The sequence below is a fragment of the Neobacillus sp. CF12 genome, assembly GCF_030348765.1.
Lineage (GTDB): Bacteria > Bacillota > Bacilli > Bacillales > Cytobacillaceae > Neobacillus.
Window position 1 is genome coordinate 2,101,324 of sequence record NZ_JAUCEU010000007.1, and the last position, 23,791, is coordinate 2,125,114.

At 38.1% G+C, this 23,791-nt stretch carries 25 protein-coding genes; all 25 read right to left on the minus strand.

Features of this window, described 5'->3' with window-relative positions:
- Positions 1 to 159 precede the first annotated feature (159 nt).
- The 25 genes from rseP to rpsP all read right to left on the minus strand — a co-directional run bounded on the left by rseP (position 160) and on the right by rpsP (position 23,790).
- The gene (gene rseP, locus QUG14_RS09760) at positions 160 to 1,419 is read right to left on the minus strand and encodes an RIP metalloprotease RseP (protein WP_289340320.1); all 1,260 of its coding nucleotides are present in this window, start codon (positions 1,417 to 1,419) and stop codon (positions 160 to 162) included.
- A gap of 18 nt (positions 1,420 to 1,437) precedes the next feature.
- Positions 1,438 to 2,580: a 1-deoxy-D-xylulose-5-phosphate reductoisomerase gene (dxr, locus tag QUG14_RS09765; protein ID WP_289340321.1), complete on the minus strand. Its 1,143-nt coding sequence runs from the start codon at positions 2,578 to 2,580 to the stop codon at positions 1,438 to 1,440.
- Between the two features lie 23 nt (positions 2,581 to 2,603).
- Entirely contained in the window at positions 2,604 to 3,392 is a 789-nt protein-coding gene (locus tag QUG14_RS09770) for a phosphatidate cytidylyltransferase (protein WP_289340322.1), read from the minus strand.
- Between the two features lie 46 nt (positions 3,393 to 3,438).
- Positions 3,439 to 4,218, minus strand: coding sequence for an undecaprenyl pyrophosphate synthase (locus tag QUG14_RS09775; RefSeq protein WP_289340323.1), 780 nt, complete (start codon positions 4,216 to 4,218; stop codon positions 3,439 to 3,441).
- Between the two features lie 220 nt (positions 4,219 to 4,438).
- Positions 4,439 to 4,996 (minus strand): ribosome recycling factor, encoded by a 558-nt coding sequence (gene frr, locus QUG14_RS09780; protein WP_289340324.1) that lies wholly within the window; start codon positions 4,994 to 4,996, stop codon positions 4,439 to 4,441.
- Positions 4,996 to 5,721: a UMP kinase gene (gene pyrH / locus QUG14_RS09785; protein WP_179161218.1), complete on the minus strand. Its 726-nt coding sequence runs from the start codon at positions 5,719 to 5,721 to the stop codon at positions 4,996 to 4,998. The genes frr and pyrH overlap by 1 nt, the downstream gene beginning before the upstream one ends.
- 109 nt (positions 5,722 to 5,830) lie before the next feature.
- Complete coding sequence (tsf, locus tag QUG14_RS09790) at positions 5,831 to 6,712, minus strand: translation elongation factor Ts (RefSeq protein ID WP_289340325.1); 882 nt, start codon at positions 6,710 to 6,712, stop codon at positions 5,831 to 5,833.
- A gap of 121 nt (positions 6,713 to 6,833) precedes the next feature.
- Entirely contained in the window at positions 6,834 to 7,538 is a 705-nt protein-coding gene (gene rpsB, locus QUG14_RS09795) for a 30S ribosomal protein S2 (protein WP_034677043.1), read from the minus strand.
- A gap of 345 nt (positions 7,539 to 7,883) precedes the next feature.
- Complete coding sequence (codY, locus tag QUG14_RS09800) at positions 7,884 to 8,663, minus strand: GTP-sensing pleiotropic transcriptional regulator CodY (protein ID WP_289340326.1); 780 nt, start codon at positions 8,661 to 8,663, stop codon at positions 7,884 to 7,886.
- A 56-nt stretch (positions 8,664 to 8,719) separates the two neighbouring features.
- Positions 8,720 to 10,123 (minus strand): ATP-dependent protease ATPase subunit HslU, encoded by a 1,404-nt coding sequence (gene hslU, locus QUG14_RS09805; RefSeq protein WP_289340327.1) that lies wholly within the window; start codon positions 10,121 to 10,123, stop codon positions 8,720 to 8,722.
- Between the two features lie 16 nt (positions 10,124 to 10,139).
- A complete protein-coding gene (hslV, locus tag QUG14_RS09810) occupies positions 10,140 to 10,682 on the minus strand; it encodes an ATP-dependent protease subunit HslV (protein WP_289340328.1) in 543 nt (180 codons plus the stop codon).
- 347 nt (positions 10,683 to 11,029) lie between these two features.
- Positions 11,030 to 12,337, minus strand: coding sequence for an FADH(2)-oxidizing methylenetetrahydrofolate--tRNA-(uracil(54)-C(5))-methyltransferase TrmFO (gene trmFO / locus QUG14_RS09815; RefSeq protein ID WP_289340329.1), 1,308 nt, complete (start codon positions 12,335 to 12,337; stop codon positions 11,030 to 11,032).
- Positions 12,338 to 12,751: 414 nt separating this feature from the next.
- On the minus strand, positions 12,752 to 14,830 hold the full coding sequence (topA, locus tag QUG14_RS09820) for a type I DNA topoisomerase (RefSeq protein WP_289340330.1): 2,079 nt from the start codon (positions 14,828 to 14,830) through the stop codon (positions 12,752 to 12,754).
- 447 nt (positions 14,831 to 15,277) lie between these two features.
- Positions 15,278 to 16,144 (minus strand): DNA-processing protein DprA, encoded by an 867-nt coding sequence (gene dprA, locus QUG14_RS09825; protein ID WP_289340331.1) that lies wholly within the window; start codon positions 16,142 to 16,144, stop codon positions 15,278 to 15,280.
- Positions 16,145 to 16,215: 71 nt separating this feature from the next.
- A complete protein-coding gene (gene sucD, locus QUG14_RS09830) occupies positions 16,216 to 17,118 on the minus strand; it encodes a succinate--CoA ligase subunit alpha (RefSeq protein ID WP_034675699.1) in 903 nt (300 codons plus the stop codon).
- 23 nt (positions 17,119 to 17,141) lie between these two features.
- A complete protein-coding gene (gene sucC / locus QUG14_RS09835; RefSeq protein WP_289340332.1) occupies positions 17,142 to 18,302 on the minus strand; it encodes an ADP-forming succinate--CoA ligase subunit beta in 1,161 nt (386 codons plus the stop codon).
- Positions 18,303 to 18,508: 206 nt separating this feature from the next.
- Positions 18,509 to 19,297: a ribonuclease HII gene (locus QUG14_RS09840; RefSeq protein ID WP_289340333.1), complete on the minus strand. Its 789-nt coding sequence runs from the start codon at positions 19,295 to 19,297 to the stop codon at positions 18,509 to 18,511.
- A 95-nt stretch (positions 19,298 to 19,392) separates the two neighbouring features.
- Positions 19,393 to 20,271, minus strand: a complete 879-nt coding sequence (gene ylqF, locus QUG14_RS09845) for a ribosome biogenesis GTPase YlqF (protein ID WP_289340334.1) — start codon at positions 20,269 to 20,271, stop codon at positions 19,393 to 19,395.
- 19 nt (positions 20,272 to 20,290) lie between these two features.
- Positions 20,291 to 20,842 (minus strand): signal peptidase I, encoded by a 552-nt coding sequence (gene lepB / locus QUG14_RS09850; protein ID WP_289340335.1) that lies wholly within the window; start codon positions 20,840 to 20,842, stop codon positions 20,291 to 20,293.
- 174 nt (positions 20,843 to 21,016) lie between these two features.
- The gene (gene rplS, locus QUG14_RS09855; protein WP_034675704.1) at positions 21,017 to 21,361 is read right to left on the minus strand and encodes a 50S ribosomal protein L19; all 345 of its coding nucleotides are present in this window, start codon (positions 21,359 to 21,361) and stop codon (positions 21,017 to 21,019) included.
- A 148-nt stretch (positions 21,362 to 21,509) separates the two neighbouring features.
- Complete coding sequence (trmD, locus tag QUG14_RS09860; protein WP_289340338.1) at positions 21,510 to 22,253, minus strand: tRNA (guanosine(37)-N1)-methyltransferase TrmD; 744 nt, start codon at positions 22,251 to 22,253, stop codon at positions 21,510 to 21,512.
- On the minus strand, positions 22,250 to 22,768 hold the full coding sequence (gene rimM / locus QUG14_RS09865; RefSeq protein WP_289340339.1) for a ribosome maturation factor RimM: 519 nt from the start codon (positions 22,766 to 22,768) through the stop codon (positions 22,250 to 22,252). The genes trmD and rimM overlap by 4 nt, the downstream gene beginning before the upstream one ends.
- Before the next feature lie 15 nt (positions 22,769 to 22,783).
- The gene (locus tag QUG14_RS09870; RefSeq protein ID WP_289340342.1) at positions 22,784 to 23,170 is read right to left on the minus strand and encodes a YlqD family protein; all 387 of its coding nucleotides are present in this window, start codon (positions 23,168 to 23,170) and stop codon (positions 22,784 to 22,786) included.
- Between the two features lie 111 nt (positions 23,171 to 23,281).
- Entirely contained in the window at positions 23,282 to 23,512 is a 231-nt protein-coding gene (locus QUG14_RS09875; protein WP_289340343.1) for a KH domain-containing protein, read from the minus strand.
- 5 nt (positions 23,513 to 23,517) lie between these two features.
- Complete coding sequence (gene rpsP, locus QUG14_RS09880) at positions 23,518 to 23,790, minus strand: 30S ribosomal protein S16 (protein WP_289340344.1); 273 nt, start codon at positions 23,788 to 23,790, stop codon at positions 23,518 to 23,520.
- Between the last annotated feature and the right edge of the window lies 1 nt (position 23,791).

A 23,791-nucleotide genomic window follows, 5' to 3' on the forward strand; every position in this document is an offset into this window, starting at 1 on the left:
CCTCTCCCATCTATATAAAATCTATATAATATCTTTAAATAATCATTTATCAAAGAGTAATTATATCATATGATACATTATCATTCGGCTGATTTCGACAGAAAAATAAAACCAAAAAAGGAGTTCATCTCAAGAACCCCTTTTAGGTAAGGAAAAAATTTATAAGAAAAATCTCTGGATATCGTTCCAGGTTACTACCAACATCAGCAGCATCAGCAGCGCAAAACCGATAAAGTGTACCATTCCCTCTTTATGACGGTCAATTGGCTTGCCTCTGACTGCTTCTACTGCGAAAAACATCAGCCTTCCACCGTCAAGTGCAGGTATTGGCAGAAGGTTCATAATTCCTAAGTTAATACTCAGGATTGCTGCCCATTTCATTACGTAGTAAATCCCTGATTGGACTACTGTATCCGTTGACGCATAGATTCCAACCGGCCCTGAAAGCATATCAATGGAGAACTGGCCAGTCACTAACTGTCCCAACATCACAAAAATTTGCTTTGTCCAAAAATAAGTCTCTGTAAAACCAGCAGAAATAGCTTTGACTGGTGATTTTTCTATCGGGCTGTATACCCCAATAAGACCTATTTTTTCGCCTTCAACCGTTTGCTCTTTTGGAGTTACTGTTATTTCCTGATCTTGCCCATCACGGCTAATTGAGAAATCAAGTTCTTCATTCGGATTTTCCCTGATGATTTCTACTACATCAGACCAACTTGAAATTTCGGCGCCATTGATACTTTGTACAATATCCCCTTCTTCCAATCCTGCAGCATTTGCTGCACCATCAGGTGTAATTACCCCTAATTTAGGTTCGTTCGTTGGAACACCCTGTAATAATGCAATAATTATGAACAAAAAGAATGCTAGAACAAAGTTCATCATCGGTCCAGCAAAAATCGCCATCGTTCTTTGCGGCAAGGTTTTTGAAGCAAATTGACGATCATAAGGAGCTAATTGAGTTTCTATACCATTTTCAACCGTAACAGCAGTGGGACTAATAGGAAAAGTTTGTAAACTTTCTTCCGTGTCCTCTGGATAGCCTTTGATGAAGAGTTTATGTTCGATATCCGCATATTCTACTTCAACAATTCGACAATCTGGATACTTTTCTTTATTGTTTAAAATAATTTTATTTACGTTATTATCTTTGTCAAACAAAAGACCAATCCTGTAGCCGGGTTTTAATTCCACGACCTCTGGATCTTCACCAGCCATCCGAACAAATCCACCTATTGGCAGTAACCTAATCGTGTAGGTAGTTTCCCCTTTTTTATGAGAGAAAACTTTTGGACCAAATCCTATGGCAAATTCACGGCACAAAATGCCCGCCCGTTTTGCAAATATTAAATGGCCTAATTCATGGAAGAAGACTAGAGCACCAAAGATAACAATAAAGGCAATAACTGTAGTCAAACTAAAAACCACCTTTTTTTATAGAAGTGTTTGTACATATTGTCTCGTTTCTTTGTCCACTTCTTGAATAATGGATAAGTCAGGATTTTGAATCACATCATGCTTGCTTAAAGCCATCTCAATCATGTCTTCAATTTGTAAAAATGCAATCTTTTCATTTAAAAAGGCAGCTACTGCAACTTCATTTGCGGCATTTAAAACAGTAGGCAGTGTGCCGCCTTGTTTTCCAGCATCGTAGGCAAACTGCATACAGCGAAAACGATTAGTATCCATTTCTTGAAAATGCAATTTACCAATTTGAGCTAAATTTAATCTCTGAGCAGACGTTAAAGGTAACCGGTCAGGGTATGAGAGCGCATATTGGATTGGTACTCTCATATCAGGTGTCCCAAGTTGTGCGATGATACTGCTATCATGAAATTCTACCATAGAATGAATAATGCTTTCTTTATGAAGGAGAACATCAATTTTTTCATATGGGATGTTATATAGCCAATGAGCTTCAATTACCTCTAGTCCTTTATTCATCATCGTTGCAGAATCAATTGTTATCTTTGCACCCATTGACCAATTAGGATGGTTTAATGCTTCTCGAACCGTTACACCTTCTAATTCCTTCCGTGTACGGTCGCGAAAACTGCCGCCTGAGGCAGTCAAGATCAATTTTTCTATGTTCTTATCCTGCTCACCCTGTAAGCACTGAAAAATGGCTGAATGTTCACTGTCAACAGGAAGTAATGCCACCCCATTTTTCTTTGCAGCACCCATTACTAGATGACCAGCCGTCACGAGTGTCTCTTTATTGGCAATTGCAATGGTTTTTCCACTTTCAATCGCTTGTAATGTTGGATTTAAACCAACGCTCCCGAGAACTGCATTGACAAGGATATCTGCTGAAGGATAGGTCGCAGTTTCAATGAGTCCCTCTTCACCAAAGGTAAATTTAGTAGTAGTAAATTCTGCTTTTAATGTAATATAGTCATCGTACTCTTGTACAGAAACAAGCTCTGGCTGAAATTCAGTAATCATTTTTCTAGCCAACTCTAAATTTTTACCTATTGAGATGGCAACTAGCTTGAATTTTGCAGGATGTTCACGAATTATATCTAACGTTTGGGTTCCAATCGAGCCTGTAGCCCCCAAAATACTAATGTTCTTCAAAAAACACTCAACTCCTAAAATATCTACCATAGATGAAAAAAGTGTAATAATGGCAGTATGAATAAAAGACTGTCGAAACGGTCAAGGATTCCACCGTGTCCTGGTAGTATATTTCCTGAATCCTTTACACTAAAATGGCGTTTGAAGGCTGATTGGACTAGGTCACCAATTTGTCCAAAGATTGATAATACAACCGTTATTGCCATTAAAGAAAGGATGGTTGCGTTCATATCAGCGAATAAGGCAAATAATGCAGCCACGATTAATGCACAAATCACTCCACCTATCGAGCCCTCAACGGTTTTATTCGGACTTATTTCTGGCCATAGCTTTGTTTTTCCTGTCGCTTTACCGATAAAATAAGCACCTGAATCAGTCGCCCAAATCATAAATAATGAGTAAAAGATATAGACTAAACCTGCATCGCGGGTCTCAATAAAGAAATAAAAGCCAATCCCGACATAAATGGCTGACAGTATTGAAAAGCCGGCATCTTCAAAGGTATAACGGTTTTTTGTTATAACAGTATAGGCCAATAACAAAAGGATAAAGGCAATACCAAGTTCTGTTTTTGTATAATAAAAAGTATTTACTATATCACCATACTGCTCTGGAAAAAGAATAACCCAGAGAAATAAAACTGTTAGCAGTCCATGAACAGAAAAAATACTAAGTTTTTTCATTTTTAATAATTCATATAACCCGACAGTTGCGAGAAAGTATGTTAAAAGAACAAAAGGTAGTCCACCATAAAAAACGATTGGTAAAAATAAAGCAGCTGCTACAACTCCTGTAATGATTCTTTGCTTCATCTAAGATTTCAACACCTTTATTGTACTTGAGAGAGAGTAATCTTACTTAAATACCGCCAAATCTCCTCTGACGATTCTGATAAACTTCTATTGCTTCAATTAAATGTTTTTCTCTAAAATCTGGCCATAGTACATCCGTAAACCAAAACTCTGTATACGCTAATTGCCATAGCATAAAGTTACTTAGCCGTATTTCACCGCTTGTTCGAATTAATAGATCAGGATCATTGAGCTTGGAAGTCATGAGATACGAAGAGAAAACCTCTTCGTCTAACTCACTCTCTTTCAGTATTCCACTTTTATAATCATTTAAGACCTTTTTGGTTGCATCAATAATTTCAGATCTACTTCCGTAGTTTAGTGCAAAGTTTAATACAAGGCCGTCATTATACTTTGTATCCTCAATTGCTTTTTCAATCGCATTTAATGTATGTACCGGAAGTTGGTCTTTATAACCCATCATTGTTACTTGAACATTTTCCTCAATTAATTCAGGCAGAAAGGTACCTAAAAATTCCTCGGGAAGCTTCATTAAATAATCTACCTCATTTTTTGGACGCTTCCAATTTTCAGTTGAAAAAGCATATAACGTTAAGGTTTTTATACCAAGTATATTGGCTAACTTCGTTATTTTACGCACGACCTTCATACCTTCATGATGTCCGGCAATTCGTGGCAAAGCTCTTTTCTTAGCCCATCGTCCATTGCCATCCATAATAATCGCAACATGTTCCGGTACCGGCAATTTCATAACCTTTTCTATATTTTCTCGGAGTGTGGAAGAGTTATTATTTTGATTCTTCCAAAGCCTTATTTTATTAAACATGACATTGCTCCTCCAAATTAAGATAATCATTTCCTCCGATAATAGATCATGCCCACAGACCCTGTGTTGATATATATGAAGAATGCTGATTTTCGCATGCTTTTATCATACCAAAAAAGTATAAATATATCTTCTACTAAATAATTTATGTACTAGTACAAGAAATAAGAATGACGAATAGTGAAAAAAACCCCCTAAGAAAGAGGGTTCTCCAAAATAATTAAACTTCCAAGATTTCTTTTTCTTTGTCTTTTGTTATTTGGTCAATTTTGCTGATATGTTCGTCTGTTAATTTCTGAATATCATCGGAATAACCACGAAGTGCATCTTCGGTAATTTCACCGTTTTTCTCTAGTTTTTTCAAATCATCGTTACCATCACGTCGGATGTTACGAATAGCTACCTTCGCTTCTTCAGATTCTTTCTTAACTAATTTCACAAGCTCTTTCCGGCGTTCTTCTGTCAATTGTGGAATAGCAAGACGAATAACCTGACCATCATTTGAAGGGTTCAACCCTAAATCAGACTTAAGAATAGCTTTTTCAATATCACCAAGAATTGATTTATCATAAGGCTGGATGACAAGAAGTCTCGCTTCTGGTGTAGAAATCCCGGCCATTTGATTAACTGGTGTCGATGCTCCGTAATAATCTATTGTAATTCTATCTAATAAAGAAGCACTTGCTCTCCCTGCACGTATACTAGCAAGCTCACGTGTATATGCCTGAATTGCTTTAAGCATTCTATCCTTTGTAGCAGAAACCACTTGTTTTGGCATTAATTTTTCCCCCTAACAATCGTTCCAATTTTTTCGCCCATAACGGCACGTTTAATATTTCCTTGTTCCATGATAGAGAAAACAATAAGTGGGATATCATTATCCATACATAATGAAGATGCTGTTGAATCCATAACAGCCAATCCTTCCTTAAGTACATCCAAGAAAGAAAGGTCATCATACTTTGTTGCATTAGGATCTATTCGTGGATCAGCAGAATATACACCATCCACATTATTTTTTGCCATTAAGATTACTTCAGCATCAATTTCAGCTGCACGTAGTGCAGCAGTCGTATCGGTCGAGAAATATGGATTTCCCGTACCAGCAGCAAAAATAACTACTCTCTTTTTTTCTAAATGTCTCATTGCACGACGTCTAATATATGGCTCTGCAACCTGACGCATTTCAATCGAGGTTTGTACACGAGATTCAATCCCTAAGTGTTCTAAACTGTCCTGAAGTGCTAAAGAATTCATTACAGTTGCTAGCATGCCCATATAATCAGCAGTCGCTCTGTCCATTCCCATTTCACTTCCTATTTTACCACGCCAAATGTTACCGCCACCCACAACAACTGCAACCTCGACACCAAGTTCTGCAATTTCTTTCACTTGTCCTGCGATGGATTTAATAACTGATGGTTTAATACCGAAGCTTGATTCTCCTGCAAGTGCTTCCCCACTTAATTTTAGTACGACACGTTTGTACTTAGGACCGCTCATACGAACCTCCTTATTATGTATAGTATTTTTAAAAAAATCTTTAAAAATAGGGAACACAACGTGTTCCCTATTCAAAACATATTTTGTGTAACATTAGCCATAAAATAAATTACTTCTTGTTAATTTGATTCATAACTTCTTCTGCGAAGTTATCTTCACGCTTTTCAATACCCTCGCCTACTTCGTAGCGAATGAATTCACGTACTGAAGCACCTTTTGATTCAACAAACTGGCGAACTTTTTGATCAGGGTTTTTAACGAACGTTTGGTCAAGAAGACATACATCTTCAAAGTATTTACCAAGACGGCCTTCAACCATTTTAGCAACGATATTTTCAGGCTTTCCTTCGTTAAGTGCTTGTGTAGTTAACACTTGACGCTCACGATCAACTTCTTCTTGAGAAACTTGATCACGAGAAACATATAAAGGTTTTAATGCAGCAATGTGCATGGAAACATCTTTTGCAGCATCAGCATCTGTAGTTCCTTCAAGAACGGTAAGAACGGAAATGCGGCCTCCCATGTGAAGATAAGCACCAAATGCATCATTATCCGTTTTTGATACTACAGTAAAACGACGAAGTGATAATTTTTCACCGATTTTAGCAATAGCAGCATTGATATAGTCTGCAACAGTCACACCATTAATCGTTTGTGCAGATGCTTCTTCTACTGTTGCTGGCTTGTTAGCAAGCAAGTGTGCAGCTAGTTCTTTTACAAGGTTTTGGAAAGCTTCGTTCTTTGCAACGAAGTCAGTTTCAGAGTTTACTTCCAAAATAACAGCATTGTTACCTTCAGCAACAACATATGTTAAACCTTCTGCAGCAATACGGTCACCTTTTTTCGCAGCTGAAGCAATTCCCTTTTCACGTAAGAAGTCGATTGCTTTTTCCATATCACCATTTGTTTCTGTTAACGCCTTTTTACAATCCATCATTCCAGCGCCAGTTTTTTCACGTAGTTCTTTTACCATTTGAGCAGTAACTGCCATTAGTAATTCCTCCTTAAACTATGTACTATAATATCTTAGCCATTCCAACATAAGATAAACATTTCTTAAAAAAAGGTGATAAAGGGTCTCCCTCTTATCACCTTTTGATTAAGTCACTATCTTACGCTTCTTGAGCTACTTCTTCACCTTGTTTAGCTTCTAAGATAGCATCCGCCATTTTACCAGTTAATAGTTTAACTGCACGGATTGCATCATCGTTAGCTGGAATTACAACATCGATTTCATCTGGATCACAGTTAGTATCAACAATACCTACGATAGGAATGTTTAACTTTTTAGCTTCTGCTACTGCGATACGCTCTTTACGAGGATCGATGATGAAAAGAGCATCAGGAAGTTGCTTCATATCTTTGATTCCGCCTAAGAATTTTTCAAGGCGTTCTTGTTCTTTCTTCAATTGAACAACTTCTTTTTTAGGTAATACTTCGAAAGTACCGTCTTCAGACATTCTTTCGATATCTTTTAAGCGACCAATACGCTTTTGGATTGTTTCAAAGTTAGTTAAAGTACCACCCAACCAACGTTGGTTAACAAAGTACATACCAGAACGAGCTGCTTCTTCTTTAACAGAATCTTGAGCTTGTTTCTTAGTACCAACAAATAGAATTGTTCCACCGTTAGCAGCTAGATCTTTTACCCAGTTATAAGCTTCTTCAACTTTCTTAACTGTTTTTTGAAGATCGATAATGTAGATACCGTTACGCTCTGTGAAGATATATTTCTTCATTTTTGGGTTCCAACGGCGTGTTTGGTGTCCAAAGTGTACACCAGCTTCAAGCAATTGCTTCATTGAAATTACTGACATGTTTTTTTCCTCCTATGGTTTCGTTTTCCTCCGCTTGTCTCATTTTTAAACAGCAACTGTTTCTACAGCACCGGCTGCTTAAATCAACAAGCGTGTGTAATAACACCGTTAAATAATATAGCATATGTGATGATAACAATCAAGTTTAACTTAGAAAAAAAATCCCCGGTAAAACCAGGGATTTAAAAAAATATTGTCCAGCTCCAGCGCCTAGCCCCTCGAGGTCAGAAGCCAATCGCTTCGGAAGGCAAAAAGCGCCTTCTGCCAGCGCTTGTCTTCTGCTTGTCGGGGCTGGGAAAAAATGAACTGCTTTTTTCCTTGAACCAGGCGCTTCCGCTTTTCGTTTTAGTTCGATCTTAATTTATCAAGCTCAACTAGGAATTTATCGTTTAAGACTTTGATATAGGTCCCTTTCATGCCAAGAGAACGTGATTCAATTACTCCCGCACTTTCAAGCTTTCTCAAAGCATTAACAATTACAGAACGAGTAATACCAACACGATCTGCAATTTTCGAAGCAACTAGCAAGCCCTCGTGGCCATTTAACTCTTCAAAAATATGTTCAATTGCTTCAAGTTCGCTGTATGATAATGAACTGATTGCCATTTGAACAACTGCCTTACTTCTAGCTTCTTCTTCAATTTCCTCGGACTTTTCACGCAAGATTTCCATTCCAACAACAGTAGCACCATACTCTGCAAGAATAAGGTCATCATCATGGAATTTTTCTTGTAATCTTGCAAGGATTAATGTACCAAGACGTTCCCCACCGCCAATAATTGGAACAATAGTTGTTAATCCTTCACGGAATAGATCTCTATTTTCAACAGGGAATGCAGTATATTGGCTTTCTATATCTAAATTCGAAGATGTCTCTTGAATATTAAATAGACCATTTGTATACTCTTCAGGGAATTGTCGATCCTCTAGCATCTTTTTCATACGATCATTTTCGATTTGCTGGTTAATCGCATAACCTAAAAGCTTGCCACGACGACTAAGAATGAAAGTATTCGATTCGATAGTTTCGCTTAGTGTTTCTGACATTTCCTTAAAATTAACTGGTTTTCCTGCTGCTTTTTGTAGTAATACATTAATTCTTCTAGTTTTTGTAAGTAAATCCATCTGTTTCTTCCTCCTAATTAACTGGGACCATTATTAAGTTTTATTGTGATATTATATTACAAGATAAATTGGCTTAAATCTTTATTTTTGGCTATTGCTCCAAGTTTATCATCTACATATTGCGGAGTAATGGTAATCTTCTCCATCAAAATATCAGGTGCTTCAAACGACAAGTCTTCTAGTAGCTTTTCTAGAATGGTGTGAAGTCTTCTTGCCCCAATATTATCTGTATTTTGATTCACTTCAAAAGCAACCTCAGCTATTCTACGAATAGCATCGTCAGAAAATTCAATTTGTATACCTTCTGTTTCCAATAACGCCTGATATTGTTTAATTAGGGCATTATCTGGTTCGATTAAGATTCTGAAGAAATCTTCAACTGTTAATTTTGTTAATTCAACACGGATTGGTAAACGCCCTTGTAATTCTGGTATTAAATCCGATGGTTTAGACATATGGAACGCACCAGCAGCAATAAATAAGATATAATCCGTTTTTATTGATCCATATTTCGTAACGACTGTTGAACCTTCAACGATCGGTAAAATATCGCGTTGGACTCCTTCACGAGAAACATCTGCAGAGGAACCACCTGAATTTTTACTAGCAATTTTATCAATTTCATCAATAAAGATGATACCTGTCTGTTCGGCACGATAAACCGCTTCGGTTGTAACCTCGTCCATATCAATCAATCTTGCAGCTTCTTCATTCGTTAGTACTTTTCTTGCCTCACGAACAGTTAATTTTCTTTTCTTTCGTTTCTTTGGCATAAAGCTGCTTAAGGCATCTTGCATATTCATACCCATTTGTTCCATTCCTGAGCCCTGGAGCATATCAAACATGGAAGGTGTTTGCTCTTCAACTTCTACCGTAACGATTTCTTCTTCTAATTGACCTAGAGCAAGCTTTTCTTTGACAATTTTTCTTTTTTCCGTAATGGAGTAATCTTCTTGGTGATTTTCCTGTTCTTGGTTTACATTGCCGCCACCGAATAACATCTCAAGTGGGTTTTTATAATTTTGAGCTTTCTTCGCAGATGGAACAAGTAAATCAACAAGCCTAGCATTTGCGTTTTCCTCTGCACGTTCTTTTACAGATAACATTCTATCTTCTTTAACCAATCTGACAGATGTTTCTACAAGGTCACGAACCATAGATTCTACATCGCGGCCAACGTATCCGACTTCTGTAAATTTCGTAGCCTCTACCTTGACGAAAGGTGCACCAACCAACTTTGCAATTCTCCGGGCAATTTCCGTTTTCCCTACACCAGTTGGGCCAATCATTAAAATATTTTTAGGAATAATTTCTTCACGCAATTTTTCGTTTAACAAACCTCGTCTGTATCGATTTCTCAATGCAACTGCAACTGCTTTTTTTGCATCTTTCTGACCGATGATATATTGATCAAGCCTTTCAACAATCTGGCGCGGTGTTAGGTTGTCTGTTTTAGCCATAGTAGGTTCCCTCCCTTTAGAGCTCTTCCACGATAATGTTATGGTTTGTATATACGCATATTTCAGCAGCTATTTCTAAAGAAGCTTTTGCAATTTCTTTTGCAGTAAGATGGTCCCCTGCATATTTCTTTAGTGAACGTCCAGCTGCCAATGCATAATTACCACCTGATCCAATTGCTAGAATTCCATCATCAGGCTCGATTACTTCTCCTGTTCCTGAAACCAGGAGCAAATCTTCCTTATTCATGACGATTAACATAGCTTCCAGCTTTCTCAGTACCTTATCACTTCTCCATTGTTTCGCTAACTCAACAGCAGCTCGTTGGAGGTTTCCGTTATATTCCTCAAGTTTCCCTTCGAACATTTCAAAAAGGGTAAATGCATCCGCAACAGACCCGGCAAAACCAGCCAGTACTCTACCATTAAATATCTTTCTTACTTTTTTTGCTGTGTGCTTCATCACTACTGCATTTCCAAAAGTGACTTGGCCATCCCCAGACATTGAACATTCACCATTATGATGGATTGCAAATATCGTCGTGGCATGAAATTCGTTCATCAATAATCCTCCTCTTGCATTTTTATTTGTAAATCTATGTAACAAGAGATTGTCAGTAGTAGACAAGTGCAATACACTAGAATAGTATGAAAACTTTATTCATTTATTCCCTTTTATGAATGGGCATATACGTTTCAAGAAATTCATCCAAACCCTCACTTGTTCACCCATGAACAAACAGAATTTACGCTGACCATATAGGGATTGTCCAATTGTATTGTGATTAAGTTCTTACCATTTGTAAATGGTTGTTCACGAACGTTAATAAAACAGTCACATTTATTAATATGGCCACATCACAAAGGCTACTAAAGCGTAACATACTTTCTACCCTCTTGCAATAAAATTTACAAAACTTTCACAAAGTTCTGAATTGTTTCCAACGCTCTATTCGCATGCTGTAAATTACGTTCCTGTTTTCCCTTAATTTTTTCTGGCAATTCTGGGAACAGCCCAAAATTAGCGTTCATCGGTTGAAAATTCTTTGCATTTGCCGTTGTAATATAACGTGCCATACTGCCAATCGCCGTTTCTACAGGGAATTCGAGCGGTTCACTTCCTAAAGCTAGCCTTGCTGCATTTATTCCTGCTGCTAGTCCACTTGCTGCTGACTCTACATAGCCTTCAACACCTGTCATCTGGCCAGCAAAAAACAAGTTTTCACGTTCTTTAAATTGATAAGATGCTTTAAGAACCTTTGGTGAATTGATGAAGGTGTTTCGGTGCATAACCCCATATCTGACTATCTCAGCATTTTCAAGACCAGGTATTAACTGAATAACTTCTTTCTGTGGTCCCCATTTTAAATGTGTTTGGAAACCAACAATATTGTAAAGAGTGCCAGCTGCATCGTCTTGACGAAGTTGAACAACCGCAAAAGGTCTTTTGCCTGTCTTTGGATCTTCTAATCCAACCGGCTTTAGTGGACCAAATAGCATTGTTTTCTTGCCTCTTGTAGCCATAACTTCGATTGGCATACAACCCTCAAAAAAGATTTCCTTTTCGAATTCTTTTAAAGGAACTGTTTCTGCTGCTACAAGTGCTTCATAAAAGGTGTTGAATTCTTCCTCTGTCATTGGACAATTTAGATAAGCCGCTTCACCCTTGTCATAGCGCGATTTTAAATAGACTTTATCCATATTGATGCTGTCTTTCTCAAGAATAGGTGCTGCAGCATCATAAAAATAAAGATAATCCTCACCTGTTAGTGTTTTTAATTGAGCGGATAGTTCAGGACTAGTTAGCGGACCCGTGGCAATTACCGTTATTCCCTCAGGAATTTCTGTCACTTCTTCATTGATTACGGTAACATTTTCATGGTTTTTAACCATTTCCGTCACTTTAGCCGCAAACTCATGGCGGTCTACTGCCAAAGCACCACCTGCTGGAACGGAACATGCATCTGCTGCTGAGATAATTACTGAATCAAGCATTCGCATTTCTTCTTTTAATACACCAACAGCATTCGTTAAGGTGTTTGCGCGTAATGAATTGCTACATACCAACTCTGCAAATTTGTCTGTATGGTGAGCAGGTGTTTGTTTAACTGGTCTCATTTCATAAAGACGGACTTTTACACCACGTTTAGCAATCTGCCATGCAGCCTCACTCCCTGCCAACCCAGCACCGATTACATTTATTGTTACATCATTCATGATATACCTCCTGATTTTTCACGAAAGCAGATAATCCATAAATCTAGCTTTACTTTTTACTATAATTACTTTTCCCTCTTTTTAGCCCATCTTGCATTGTACTATACGAATCAAAAACAAAAAAGTTTTATGATTTAAAAAAAAAGAGGAAGCGCCTTCGGAACAAGCACAGCTTGTTCCTGCGAGGATTATTCTAAGAAGCATTCCTTAGTGTCCAGGGGCGACAGGCATAAGACGAACCGGCATTAAGGTTGCGCTCTTTAACCTTCTTGACGGATTGGCTTATACCTGAGAGCCCCTAGGCGCTCCTCAGAAAAGCTAACGCTTTTCTTTCGTGCGATGAATCGCTTCCGAAGCATACTCTCGTGGAGCTGGATTATAAAAAAAAGACAAAGAGTGAGCTTTTGCTCACTCTTAACTTTGTGGTTCTTCTTTGTAATCACATTCGGTACATTGTACCTGCACACCTTTTTTTAATTTCTTTTCTACAAGTGTGCTTTCACATTTAGGACAAGGTCTTGGTAATGGTTTATCCCAAGAAATAAAATCACACGCAGGAAATGTGTCACAGCCGTAAAAGATTCTTTTCTTCTTACTTTTACGTTCAATGATATTTCCTTCTTTACATTTTGGACAGGTAACTCCGATTTCTTTTACAATCGCTTTTGTATTCCGGCAATCTGGGAAATTGCTGCATGCCATGAACTTACCATATCTGCCCATTTTAAATACCATCGGGCTTGTGCATAACTCACAATCCTCACCAGCCGGTTCATCTTTAATCTCAACAGACTGCATTTCTTTTTCAGCTATAACAAGATGTTTCTCAAATTCCTGATAAAATCCATCAATGATTTCAACCCAGCGAACTTTACCATCCTCAACATTATCCAAATCCTGCTCCATTTTTGCAGTGAAATCAACATTAATAATATCCGGGAAGAATTCAAGAATTAACTCATTAACAATCTCACCTAACTCAGTAGGAATAAATCTTTTATTATCAAGAGCGACATATCCACGCTTTTGAATCGTGTCCAATGTTGGTGCATAGGTAGATGGACGTCCAATTCCGAGTTCTTCAAGCGTTCTTACTAATCGCGCTTCTGTATACCTTGGCGGCGGTTGTGTAAAATGTTGTTTTGGTTCAATATCCTTCGTAAAAACAACATCGCCTTCTTGTAGATTTGGAAGCATTTTGTCCCGTTCTTCAACTTGATCATCAGAACCTTCCACGTACAGCTTCATAAATCCTGGGAATTTTATTTTTGAACCCGTTGCACGGAATAAGACATTACCATTTTGTAAGTCAACACTCATTGTATCCATAACAGCCTGCGCCATTTGACTTGCTAGAAATCTCTCCCAAATTAATTTATATAAACGCAATTGGTCTCTAGATAAAAATTGTTTCAAACTATTTGGGTCCCGTACTGCACTAGTCGGACGAATGCCCTCATGTGCGTCCTGCGCATTTGTTTGTTTTTTCTCTTTTCTTTGGTCTTCTTTTAAGTACTCCTTACCATATTCACTAAGGATATATTCTTCAGCCTCTTTTTGAGCAACTTCAGAAATACGAGTAGAGTCTGTTCTCATATAAGTGATGAGACCAACGGTTCCAGATGAACCAAGTTCAATTCCCTCGTATAATTGCTGTGCCAACATCATTGTTTTCTTAGCCCGGAAATTGAGTTTCCTTGCGGCTTCCTGCTGGAGGGAAGATGTGATAAATGGTGGAGAAGGATTTCGTTTTCGCTCTTTTTTGGTAACCGAAACCACCTTGAAATTATCGCCTTCCATTTGTTTTAATATTTCTTCAACATCCTGTTTCGATTTTAGCTCTGTTTTCTCTTTATTAGCTAGAGAGAAATAAGCAGCGCTAAAATGATCTTTTCCCTTTAGCAATTCTCCTTCTATGGTCCAATATTCTTCAGGAATAAATGCTTTTATTTCATTCTCTCGTTCAATGATTAAACGAACGGCGGTAGATTGAACACGTCCGGCACTTAATCCTTTTTTGACTTTTTTCCAAAGAAGAGGGCTTATGTTATACCCGACAAGACGATCGAGAATTCGCCTAGCCTGCTGCGCATCAACCAAATCCATATTAATTGGCCGTGGATGCTTGAAAGATTCCTTGATTGCTTCTTTGGTTATCTCATTGAATACAACACGACAATCTGAAGTTATATCAACATTTAAGCTATTGGCTAAATGCCATGCAATTGCTTCCCCTTCACGATCCGGGTCAGCTGCGAGATAAACTTTTTTTGCTTTTTTGGCAGCTGTCTTTAATTCCTTTAATACTGGCCCTTTGCCGCGAATTGTAATATATTTGGGCTCGTAACTATTTTCAACATTTACACCCATTTGACTTCTAGGCAAATCACGTACATGGCCCATTGATGCTTTTACTTTATATTTTTTTCCTAAATAGCGTTCGATTGTTTTCGCTTTAGCCGGTGATTCCACAATCACAAGAAACTCTGACATGCAATTAATCCTCCTCAAGGGGATATAAGAAGTGTAAAAGCGCCCGATTTTTTAAAAAAAAGATCTGACTGCCTACAATTTGAGAAGTTTTCCTAATACCAAATTTCTACATTCGGCTCGGAGAAAATACTTGACAAAAATGCCTTATCCCTAATTTTCCTTTTATATAACCATTCCTAAACAAATGGAAACTGTATTAATTATTAGTAACTCTTATTCTTAAACAATTAGCCATTGATGTCAATGATATAGAAACCGTTTACAACTAGTTAATGATAATAATACGCCAAAATATTCCTATTTACACATTCTTTTTTTCGAATATCTGTTGGAAAATGTATAACATATTAGAAATAATTTCAAGCTTTTTTGCTTAATTCTCCAATAAACTGAGAAAAACCTTTTAAAAATTTGATTTTGATAAATAATTTTGGCAGTTAATAAATGTTATAACCGAAGTTCTTCTAAAATATCCTCGCTGCTTGTTACAAGCTTTGCCCCCTGTTGGATTAAGTCATTCGTTCCCATAGAAAATGGATTAAAGATACTTCCTGGAAGAGAAAAAACCTCTCGACCTTCGTTTACCGCATAATTAGCCGTGATGAGAGAACCACTTTTTCGTTTTGCTTCTATTATAAATGTACCCTTTGACATCCCGCTAATGATTCGGTTCCGAGCTGGAAAATGCCATCGCTGTGGTTTAGTAGTTGGAGGATATTCAGAGACAATTAGCTGTGTCTCCATCATTTCTTTTGCTAATTCAGCATTCTTTTTTGGGTAGATATGAGCCAATCCTCCTGCTATTACCGCAATGGTGTGTCCGCCATTCTTCATTGCACACTCATGTGCAAGTGTATCTATACCAGCAGCCAAGCCGCTGATAATAACGACTCCTTTTTCTACTAATTGAGGAAACATTACATTAATTGCACTCTTACCATATTGAGTCGCTTGCCTTGAACCAACCACTGCAAGCTTTGGCTCTTTCCGAAGCAAGGATATATCACCTTTTGCAAATAACACCCAAGGTGGTTGATAGATTTCTTTTAGTAGGCTGGGGTAGTTTTCATCTAGGATGGTTATGACCTTTATTCCGTTTTGTTCATATTGACGGATTTGTTCAATCATGGTTCCGGTTTGTAAAGAAGTTGGCGAAAGAAGGGTTGAATGTTTTGTGGAAGAGAATAGGTTTTGTTGGATGTATTGTGGTTTCAATTGGAGAGATGAATCTTTTATTAAATAGTCTAGAACTGCATTCCACGTAATACCTGGGTAATGCATTAAAGCTATGAGTTTTTCTCTAAAGTCATCCATTTTAGGCCTCCAGTGATTAATATAAAAAAGAAGAAATAGCCCCTAATTAGAAGGGACTATTTCTACTATTCTTAGTGTGTTTTACACTTATCGTAAATGCCTTGTTCTTTTAGTACTTCGATTAATGTTTCACCCATAACAGATGGTGTATCTGCCACTTTAATTCCGCATTCATTCATGACACGGATTTTTTCGTCAGCAGTTCCTTTACCACCTGAAATAATCGCACCAGCATGGCCCATACGTTTTCCTGGAGGTGCTGTACGCCCACCGATGAAGCCGACTACAGGTTTCGTCATATTGGCTTTAACCCACTCCGCAGCTTCTTCCTCAGCTGTACCACCAATTTCACCAATCATGATAACAGCATACGTTTCAGGGTCTTCATTAAATGCTTTTAATACATCAATGAAGTTTGTACCGTTAACTGGATCGCCGCCAATTCCAACCGCTGTCGTTTGACCAATTCCAGCTTGTGTTAACTGATGAACGGCTTCATACGTTAATGTTCCAGAACGGGAAACAACACCAACATGGCCTTTAGTATGAATGTAACCAGGCATAATACCAATTTTACATTCATCCGCAGTGATAACACCAGGGCAGTTAGGACCTACTAAGCGGGTCTTTTTGCCTTCCATATAACGTTTAACCTTAACCATATCTAATACCGGGATGTGCTCCGTAATACAGATAGCTAAATCTAATTCAGCATCGACCGCTTCAATAATGGCATCTGCAGCAAACGGGGCTGGAACATAGATAACAGAAGCCGTAGCACCAGTAGCCGCAACAGCTTCACTCACTGTGTTAAAAACAGGTACTCCTTCTACTTCCATGCCGCCTTTTCCAGGTGTGGTACCAGCAACAATTTGTGTACCGTATTCTAACATTTGTTTTGTATGAAAAAGGGCAGTAGAACCTGTAATCCCTTGAACTATTACTTTTGTATCTTTATTAATAAAAACGCTCACGTTAATTCCCCTTTCTTTCGATCCTATTTCACTAATGAAACGATTTTTTGTGCACCGTCAGCCATAGATTCTGCAGGAGTAATAGCTAAACCAGACTCAGCAAGAATTTTCTTACCTAAATCAACGTTTGTTCCCTCTAATCGAACAACCAGAGGTACACTTAGTTGAACCTGTTTTGCTGCTTCTACTACACCCTCAGCAATGACATCACATTTCATGATTCCGCCAAAGATATTTACAAAAATACCTTTTACGTTTGGATCAGAAAGGATAATCTTGAATGCTTCTGTAACTTTCTCAGCCGTCGCACCGCCCCCAACATCAAGGAAGTTAGCCGGGTCTCCTCCGTAGTGCTTCACAATATCCATTGTTGCCATCGCAAGGCCCGCACCATTTACCATACAGCCGATATTTCCATCCAAAGAAATATAGCTTAAATCATATTTGGAAGCTTCGATTTCCTTCGGATCTTCTTCCTCCAGATCACGGTAAGCAAGCACGTCTTTTTGACGATATAATGCGTTTGAATCAAAATTTAATTTTGCATCTAACGCCATTACTTGTCCGTCACCAGTAACAACTAACGGATTAATTTCGGCGATTGAGCAATCTTTCTCAATGTAGGCATTGTATAAGCCCATCATGAATTTAACAGCTTGATTGACAAGCTCTTTTGGAATGTTGATATTGAATGCGATTCGGCGAGCTTGATAAGGCATTAAGCCAACAACCGGATCAATTTCTTCTTTGAAAATTTTCTCCGGAGTTTTTTCAGCTACTTCTTCAATTTCTGTTCCGCCTTCTTCAGAAGCCATAAGCACAACTTTTGAAGTAGCACGATCTAAAACAAGGCCAACGTAGTATTCTTTCTTAATGTCGCAGCCTTCTTCAATCAATAATCGTTTAACTTCTTTTCCTTCAGGACCTGTTTGGTGTGTAACCAATGTTTTCCCAAGGATTTCATTTGCATATGTACGCACTTCATCAAGGTTTTTTGCAACCTTCACTCCGCCAGCTTTACCCCGACCACCAGCATGAATTTGCGCTTTTACTACACATACTTGCGTGCCTAGTTCTTTTGCGGCTTCAACTGCTTCTTCAACCGTGAATGCCACTTTGCCATTAGGAACACTTACCCCGTATTTTCTGAGGATTTCTTTCCCCTGATACTCATGGATATTCATTTCCCATCCTCCTATCAAACTCTTCAAAAAATTGACTCCGTTTTCATTTTATATAATGAGAGATACCTTGTCCACCGTTATGCACAAAAAAATTATTATCCTCATAATATTACGAATTCTTATACCTTATAATTAAAGCGCTTTCATAAACGAAGAATCCAAAAATTAACAACAAATTATTTTATAACAATAACAAAACAAGCAGGTTAGCTCATTTTGTTATTGTTAAGTACCATATCTTTTATTGGAGCAAAACTCTTTCGATGGTAAGGTGTAATGCCATGAGTTTGAATAGCCTGTAAATGTTCTTTGGTCCCATACCCCATGTTGTTTTGAAAGCCATATTCCGGATACGCAGCTGATAGCTCAACCATTAGATTATCTCTCGCTACTTTTGCTACAATGGAAGCCGAAGCAATCGACACACTTTTTGCATCACCTTTTATGATTGACTCCACAACAAAGGGTGATTCTATCTTCATCGCATCTATAAGCAACACTTCAGGATTAGAGGATAATGATACAATCGCTGCTTTCATTGCCTTTTTGGTTGCCTCGTAAATATTTATGGCGTCGATTTCAACCGCGTCTATCATTGCCACACTTACAGCCAACGCTTCTCTTCTGATGATTTCATCGTATTCATTCCGCTTTTTTTCAGATAGCTTCTTTGAATCATCAATCCCCGGTAAGAAAAAATGACTAGGCAGAATAACAGCCGCTGCTACCACCGGTCCTGCAAGCGGGCCCCTGCCAACTTCGTCGACACCAGCAATCATTTTATATCCCTGGGCTCGCCATTTCATTTCATAGACATTCATTTCAATAAACTTTTCCTGCAGTTGTCTTTCCTGTTCCATTCTCTTATGCCATTTATGTATTAGCTGCTGAACCCCTTTGCGCTCATCATTCACGAGTTTTTGGAATAAAGGGTCACTCTCAGCATTTATATTTGTGAGTTGTTGTTCTATTTCTGCTATTGTTTGTACTTTCATTTTCTTCACCCGTTGTAATGATACCTTCTCAACCGTTTTATTTCAATGACAAAAATAAACAAAAAAAACTCACCGATTGGAGAGTTTTCCTTCGTTTATTTACCCATTTGCGCATCATCTTTTAAATCTCTTGGTCGCTCAAACGTCAGGCGTCCAAATTTCTCAGATCTAATTTCTCTAATAACCAACTCTGAGACCTTATCATAATCAACAACTCCACCGGCTCCTAGACAGCCTCTGAGCTCACCTATTTGATCAAACATTTCCACTACATTTTCAGGAACTGATTCAAGCTTATACCGTTCCTTTAGTCTTTCTGGATAATGTTCTTCTAAAAATTTAAGCGAAAAGACAACAAGGTCCTGTAAATTTAGGAGAGTGTCTTTTATTGCACCAGTCACTGCCAGCTTCTTCCCAACCTCTTGGTCTTCAAACTTTGGCCAAAGAATCCCTGGAGTATCTAATAATTCTAATTCTTTTCCAACTTTAATCCATTGTTGAGCTTTTGTTACCCCCGGTGTATTACCTGTTTTTGCAATATTTTTCTTAGCAAGTCGATTAATTAACGTTGATTTTCCTGCATTGGGAATTCCAACGATCATAGCACGAATGGCTCTGGGGTTAACAACGCCCTTAGCTCTTAAACGATCAAATTTTTCCTTTAGGATTTCATGAGACGCCTGAACGATCTCCTTCATTCCTTCTCCAGCTTGAGAGTTAATAGCAATTGCTTTAATTCCTTGTTCAGAAAAGTGGGCAATCCATTGTTTTGTAGCTGCTTTATCTGCCAAATCAGCCTTATTTAAGAGGACCAGCCTTGGTTTGTGTTGAATAATTTCATCAATCATCGGATTGCGAGAGGAATAGGGTATTCTTGCATCTACTAATTCATAAATGATATCTACCAGTTTTAACTTTTCCGTGACCTCTCTTCGAGCTTTTGCCATATGGCCAGGAAACCATTGGATTGTCAAAGCAAGTCACCTCCTAAATCTATTTCACGATGTGTGCATCTTTTATTGGCCAGTACACTATACTTGTTTTGCCAATTATTTTGTCCATTGCAATGGTTCCGATATGCCTGCTATCTTTGCTGAAACGACGGTTATCACCCATTACAAACAACTCACCCTCTGGTACAGTTTCTGTACCTGCAGGTGTTTCCTCAAGAGTAAAAGCATCTGTTAACGGTCCTTCAACTTTCTTCTTGTATTCATCTAAATATGGTTCTTCATATGCTTTACCATTTACATATAAAGTATCATTTTTATATTCAATACGGTCGCCCGGAAGTCCAATTACTCTTTTGATGTAATCCTTCTGTTCAGGCGCATGAAAGACGATAATATCAAACCGTTTTGGCTCCCCTATATTATAGCTTAGCTTGTTCACTATCATACGGTCTTGGTGCTGCAGCGTAGGCATCATGGATAGCCCGTCTACAACAATTGGTGCAAAAAGAAAATAACGAATGACAGCTGCCAGTGCAACAGCAATTAAAAGAGCCTTCGTCCATTCCCAAAGTTCATTTTTCTTCTTTATCATGCTTTTCCCCGCCAATCACAAAAAAAATGTTTGCTATCATCTTATTTTACATAAAAATTGTATATTAAACACGTGGGGCTGCTTTTTTTAACCAAACTTTAATATTAATATTCTTGCACGAATATAAAACGATATGTACGAAAAAAGAGCTTGCAGAGCAAGCTCTTTCTTTTATTATCGAATTTCTTTAATACGAGCTTTTTTACCACGTAGCTTACGTAAGTAGTATAGCTTAGCACGGCGAACTTTACCGCGGCGCAATACTTCAAGCTTCGCAATTTTAGGTGTGTGTACAGGGAAAGTACGCTCAACGCCTACTCCGTAAGAAACCTTACGAACTGTGAAAGTTTCGCTAATTCCACCACCACGACGCTTAATCACTACACCTTCGAATAACTGAATACGCTCACGAGTACCCTCGACAACTTTAACGTGTACACGTACAGTATCACCAGGACGAAACGCAGGTAAATCAGAACGAAGTTGTTCTTTTGTGATTTCTTCAATCAATTTTTGCATCGTTTTCAACTCCTTCCAACAGACGCTCTTGCATATCTACTATCCTATATCATTGCAGCGGAACATCGTTATAAGACCATACTGAATTTAGGCACTCAGCTCAAGTCACAAGAAGTATCATACCATAAAAGGCAACTCCATGCAATAACTACTCATATTCTTTTTTAATTTCATTCAGCCATTTTTCCTGTTCCTTACTTAATTCAATTTTGTCTAGTAGGTCAGGTCTTCTTAGAAATGTCCGACGGAGAGCTTCTTTGCTTCGCCACTCTTCGATTAATCTATGATTGCCTTGCAGGAGGACCTCCGGAACCTTCATGCCACGAAAATCAGATGGCCTTGTGTAATGCGGGTGCTCCAAAATCCCAGTACTAAATGAATCTTTCATATGTGATTCTGCATTTCCTAAGACTTCCGGTAATAGACGGACTACACTATCAATCACTACCATAGCCCCAATTTCTCCACCAGTTAAAACATAATCACCGATTGAGATTTCATCTGTTACAATATGTTCACGAATTCTTTCATCATAGCCCTCATAATGGCCGCAAACGAAAATAAGATGTTCTTCTTTCGCTAGTTCTTCTGCTTTTTTTTGGTCATAGCGTTTTCCTTGAGGACAAAGTAAAATCACTCTTGTTTTGTTACTTTCGGCCCTCTCCTTTAATGCTGCAACAGCGTCGAATAGTGGTTGGGGTTTCAAAACCATTCCTGCTCCACCCCCATAGGGATAGTCGTCTACAGTCTGATGTTTATTATCAGCATAGTCGCGGAAATTGACAACATTGTATTGAACAGCAGATTTTTCAGAAGCTTTATGTAAAATCGAATGTCCAAATACACCCGAAAACATCTCAGGAAATAATGTAAGTACATCTATTTTCATCATGAAAGGAGCCCTTCCATCGGTTCAATTAGAATGACTTTTTCTTTAACATCCACTTTTTTCACTACATCTTCAATATAAGGAATCAATATCTCCTTACCTGTATTTGATTTAATTACCCATACATCATTCGCACCGGGGGATAAAATTTCTATTACCTTACCGATTTCCTCTCCAGTAATTGTAACGACTTGGCACCCGATAATTTCGTGATAATAATATTCATCGTTTTCAAGATTACCAAGTTGAGATTCTGGCACCTTAAGGATTCCGTCCCTAAACTTTTCAACTTCGTTGATATTTTCAAAACCCTCGAAGGTTAGTAAGTTAAAATTTTTGTGGCTACGGTGGGTTTTTACCTTCAATTCGATAGGCTGCTTAGATCCTGGCATAAACAAATACAAGATATTTCCCACTTTGTAGCGCTGTTCAGGGAAATCCGTTTTTGAAATTACCCTGACTTCACCTCTTAGTCCGTGTGTATTGACGATTTTGCCAACATTAAACCATTTTTCCATTTCAGTTCGTCACCTCTATCTTATTTCCTCAATAATGCCGTCTTTTATGATAATTACCGTTTGTCCCATTGACTCCTCCCAATAGTCGCCAACATTTACCTCAACAAGGGCTTGGACTTCCTTTTCCTTTAATTCACTTCCTAGTGGTAGCATATGTAATTGTTCAATTTGAAACTCATAAAGCTTTTCTTTATCATGACGTTTTTGCAGTTCTTTTTCAAAATGACTTTTAAGTGCGCTAGGTTGATACTTTTTTGCTTTTTCTAGCTTTTTCAACTCAAATTGAAGTTGCTCATATTCTTTTTGCATTTGCAACTTTCCAGCAAAATACTTATCAAGCAACTTTTGTTTGCTCTTTTCCGTTAAAATTTGCTTCACGATAACAGTTTGAATAAGTTGCATAAAATCGCTTCCCCCTCAAGTATCTGTTTTCCTTGTGCAAGACGCTTCCGCTTTTCATGATAGCAAAAAAGGGAGGAATTTCATTCCCCCCTTTCATCTAGATGCAAAAAGCTATTCACCAATTTCTAGAAAAATTTTCTTTTGTTGTGATGATCCTGCTGCGTATACAACAGTTCTAATGGCTTTTGCAACACGCCCTTGCTTTCCAATCACTTTTCCCATATCAGTCTTATTGACTGTAAGGTGATAGGTGATTCGTTGATCCTCTTCGTTGACTTTAACAGTCACATCTTCAGGGAAATCAACAAGGGGCTTTACAATGCTTTCAATTAATTGCTTCATAGCAATTATTTGCTATGCTTAGCATTATGGAATTTTTCCATGATGCCTTGGTTTGAGAAAAGGTTACGAACGGTATCAGATGGTTTTGCACCATCTAGTAACCATTTAAGAGCCAAATCTTCGTTGATTTGGATTGCAGCTGGTTGAGCTACTGGATTATAAGTTCCAATTACTTCAATGTAACGTCCGTCACGAGGAGAACGAGAATCTGCTGCTACGATACGATAGAAAGGAGTCTTTTTAGCTCCCATACGCTTTAAACGAATTTTTACTGCCATT

Bases quoted from the DNA above. Each gene is read 5' to 3' on its own strand.
- QUG14_RS09875 (WP_289340343.1), bottom strand. From the start codon at position 23,512: ATGAAGCAATTAATTGAAAGCATTGTAAAGCCCCTTGTTGATTTCCCT.
- trmFO (WP_289340329.1), bottom strand. From the start codon at position 12,337: ATGAATGATGTAACAATAAATGTAATCGGTGCTGGGTTGGCAGGGAGT.
- pyrH (WP_179161218.1), bottom strand. From the start codon at position 5,721: ATGAGCGGTCCTAAGTACAAACGTGTCGTACTAAAATTAAGTGGGGAA.
- trmD (WP_289340338.1), bottom strand. From the start codon at position 22,253: ATGATGAAAATAGATGTACTTACATTATTTCCTGAGATGTTTTCGGGT.
- hslU (WP_289340327.1), bottom strand. From the start codon at position 10,123: ATGGCTAAAACAGACAACCTAACACCGCGCCAGATTGTTGAAAGGCTT.
- QUG14_RS09840 (WP_289340333.1), bottom strand. From the start codon at position 19,297: ATGAAAGTACAAACAATAGCAGAAATAGAACAACAACTCACAAATATA.
- lepB (WP_289340335.1), bottom strand. From the start codon at position 20,842: ATGATAAAGAAGAAAAATGAACTTTGGGAATGGACGAAGGCTCTTTTA.
- codY (WP_289340326.1), bottom strand. From the start codon at position 8,663: ATGGATTTACTTACAAAAACTAGAAGAATTAATGTATTACTACAAAAA.
- sucC (WP_289340332.1), bottom strand. From the start codon at position 18,302: ATGAATATCCATGAGTATCAGGGGAAAGAAATCCTCAGAAAATACGGG.
- rimM (WP_289340339.1), bottom strand. From the start codon at position 22,768: ATGGAAAAATGGTTTAATGTTGGCAAAATCGTCAATACACACGGACTA.
- rplS (WP_034675704.1), bottom strand. From the start codon at position 21,361: ATGCAAAAATTGATTGAAGAAATCACAAAAGAACAACTTCGTTCTGAT.
- rpsB (WP_034677043.1), bottom strand. From the start codon at position 7,538: ATGTCAGTAATTTCAATGAAGCAATTGCTTGAAGCTGGTGTACACTTT.
- hslV (WP_289340328.1), bottom strand. From the start codon at position 10,682: ATGAACGAATTTCATGCCACGACGATATTTGCAATCCATCATAATGGT.
- QUG14_RS09770 (WP_289340322.1), bottom strand. From the start codon at position 3,392: ATGAAGCAAAGAATCATTACAGGAGTTGTAGCAGCTGCTTTATTTTTA.
- dprA (WP_289340331.1), bottom strand. From the start codon at position 16,144: ATGGATGACTTTAGAGAAAAACTCATAGCTTTAATGCATTACCCAGGT.
- tsf (WP_289340325.1), bottom strand. From the start codon at position 6,712: ATGGCAGTTACTGCTCAAATGGTAAAAGAACTACGTGAAAAAACTGGC.
- rpsP (WP_289340344.1), bottom strand. From the start codon at position 23,790: ATGGCAGTAAAAATTCGTTTAAAGCGTATGGGAGCTAAAAAGACTCCT.
- topA (WP_289340330.1), bottom strand. From the start codon at position 14,830: ATGTCAGAGTTTCTTGTGATTGTGGAATCACCGGCTAAAGCGAAAACA.
- QUG14_RS09870 (WP_289340342.1), bottom strand. From the start codon at position 23,170: ATGCAACTTATTCAAACTGTTATCGTGAAGCAAATTTTAACGGAAAAG.
- QUG14_RS09775 (WP_289340323.1), bottom strand. From the start codon at position 4,218: ATGTTTAATAAAATAAGGCTTTGGAAGAATCAAAATAATAACTCTTCC.
- frr (WP_289340324.1), bottom strand. From the start codon at position 4,996: ATGCCAAAACAAGTGGTTTCTGCTACAAAGGATAGAATGCTTAAAGCA.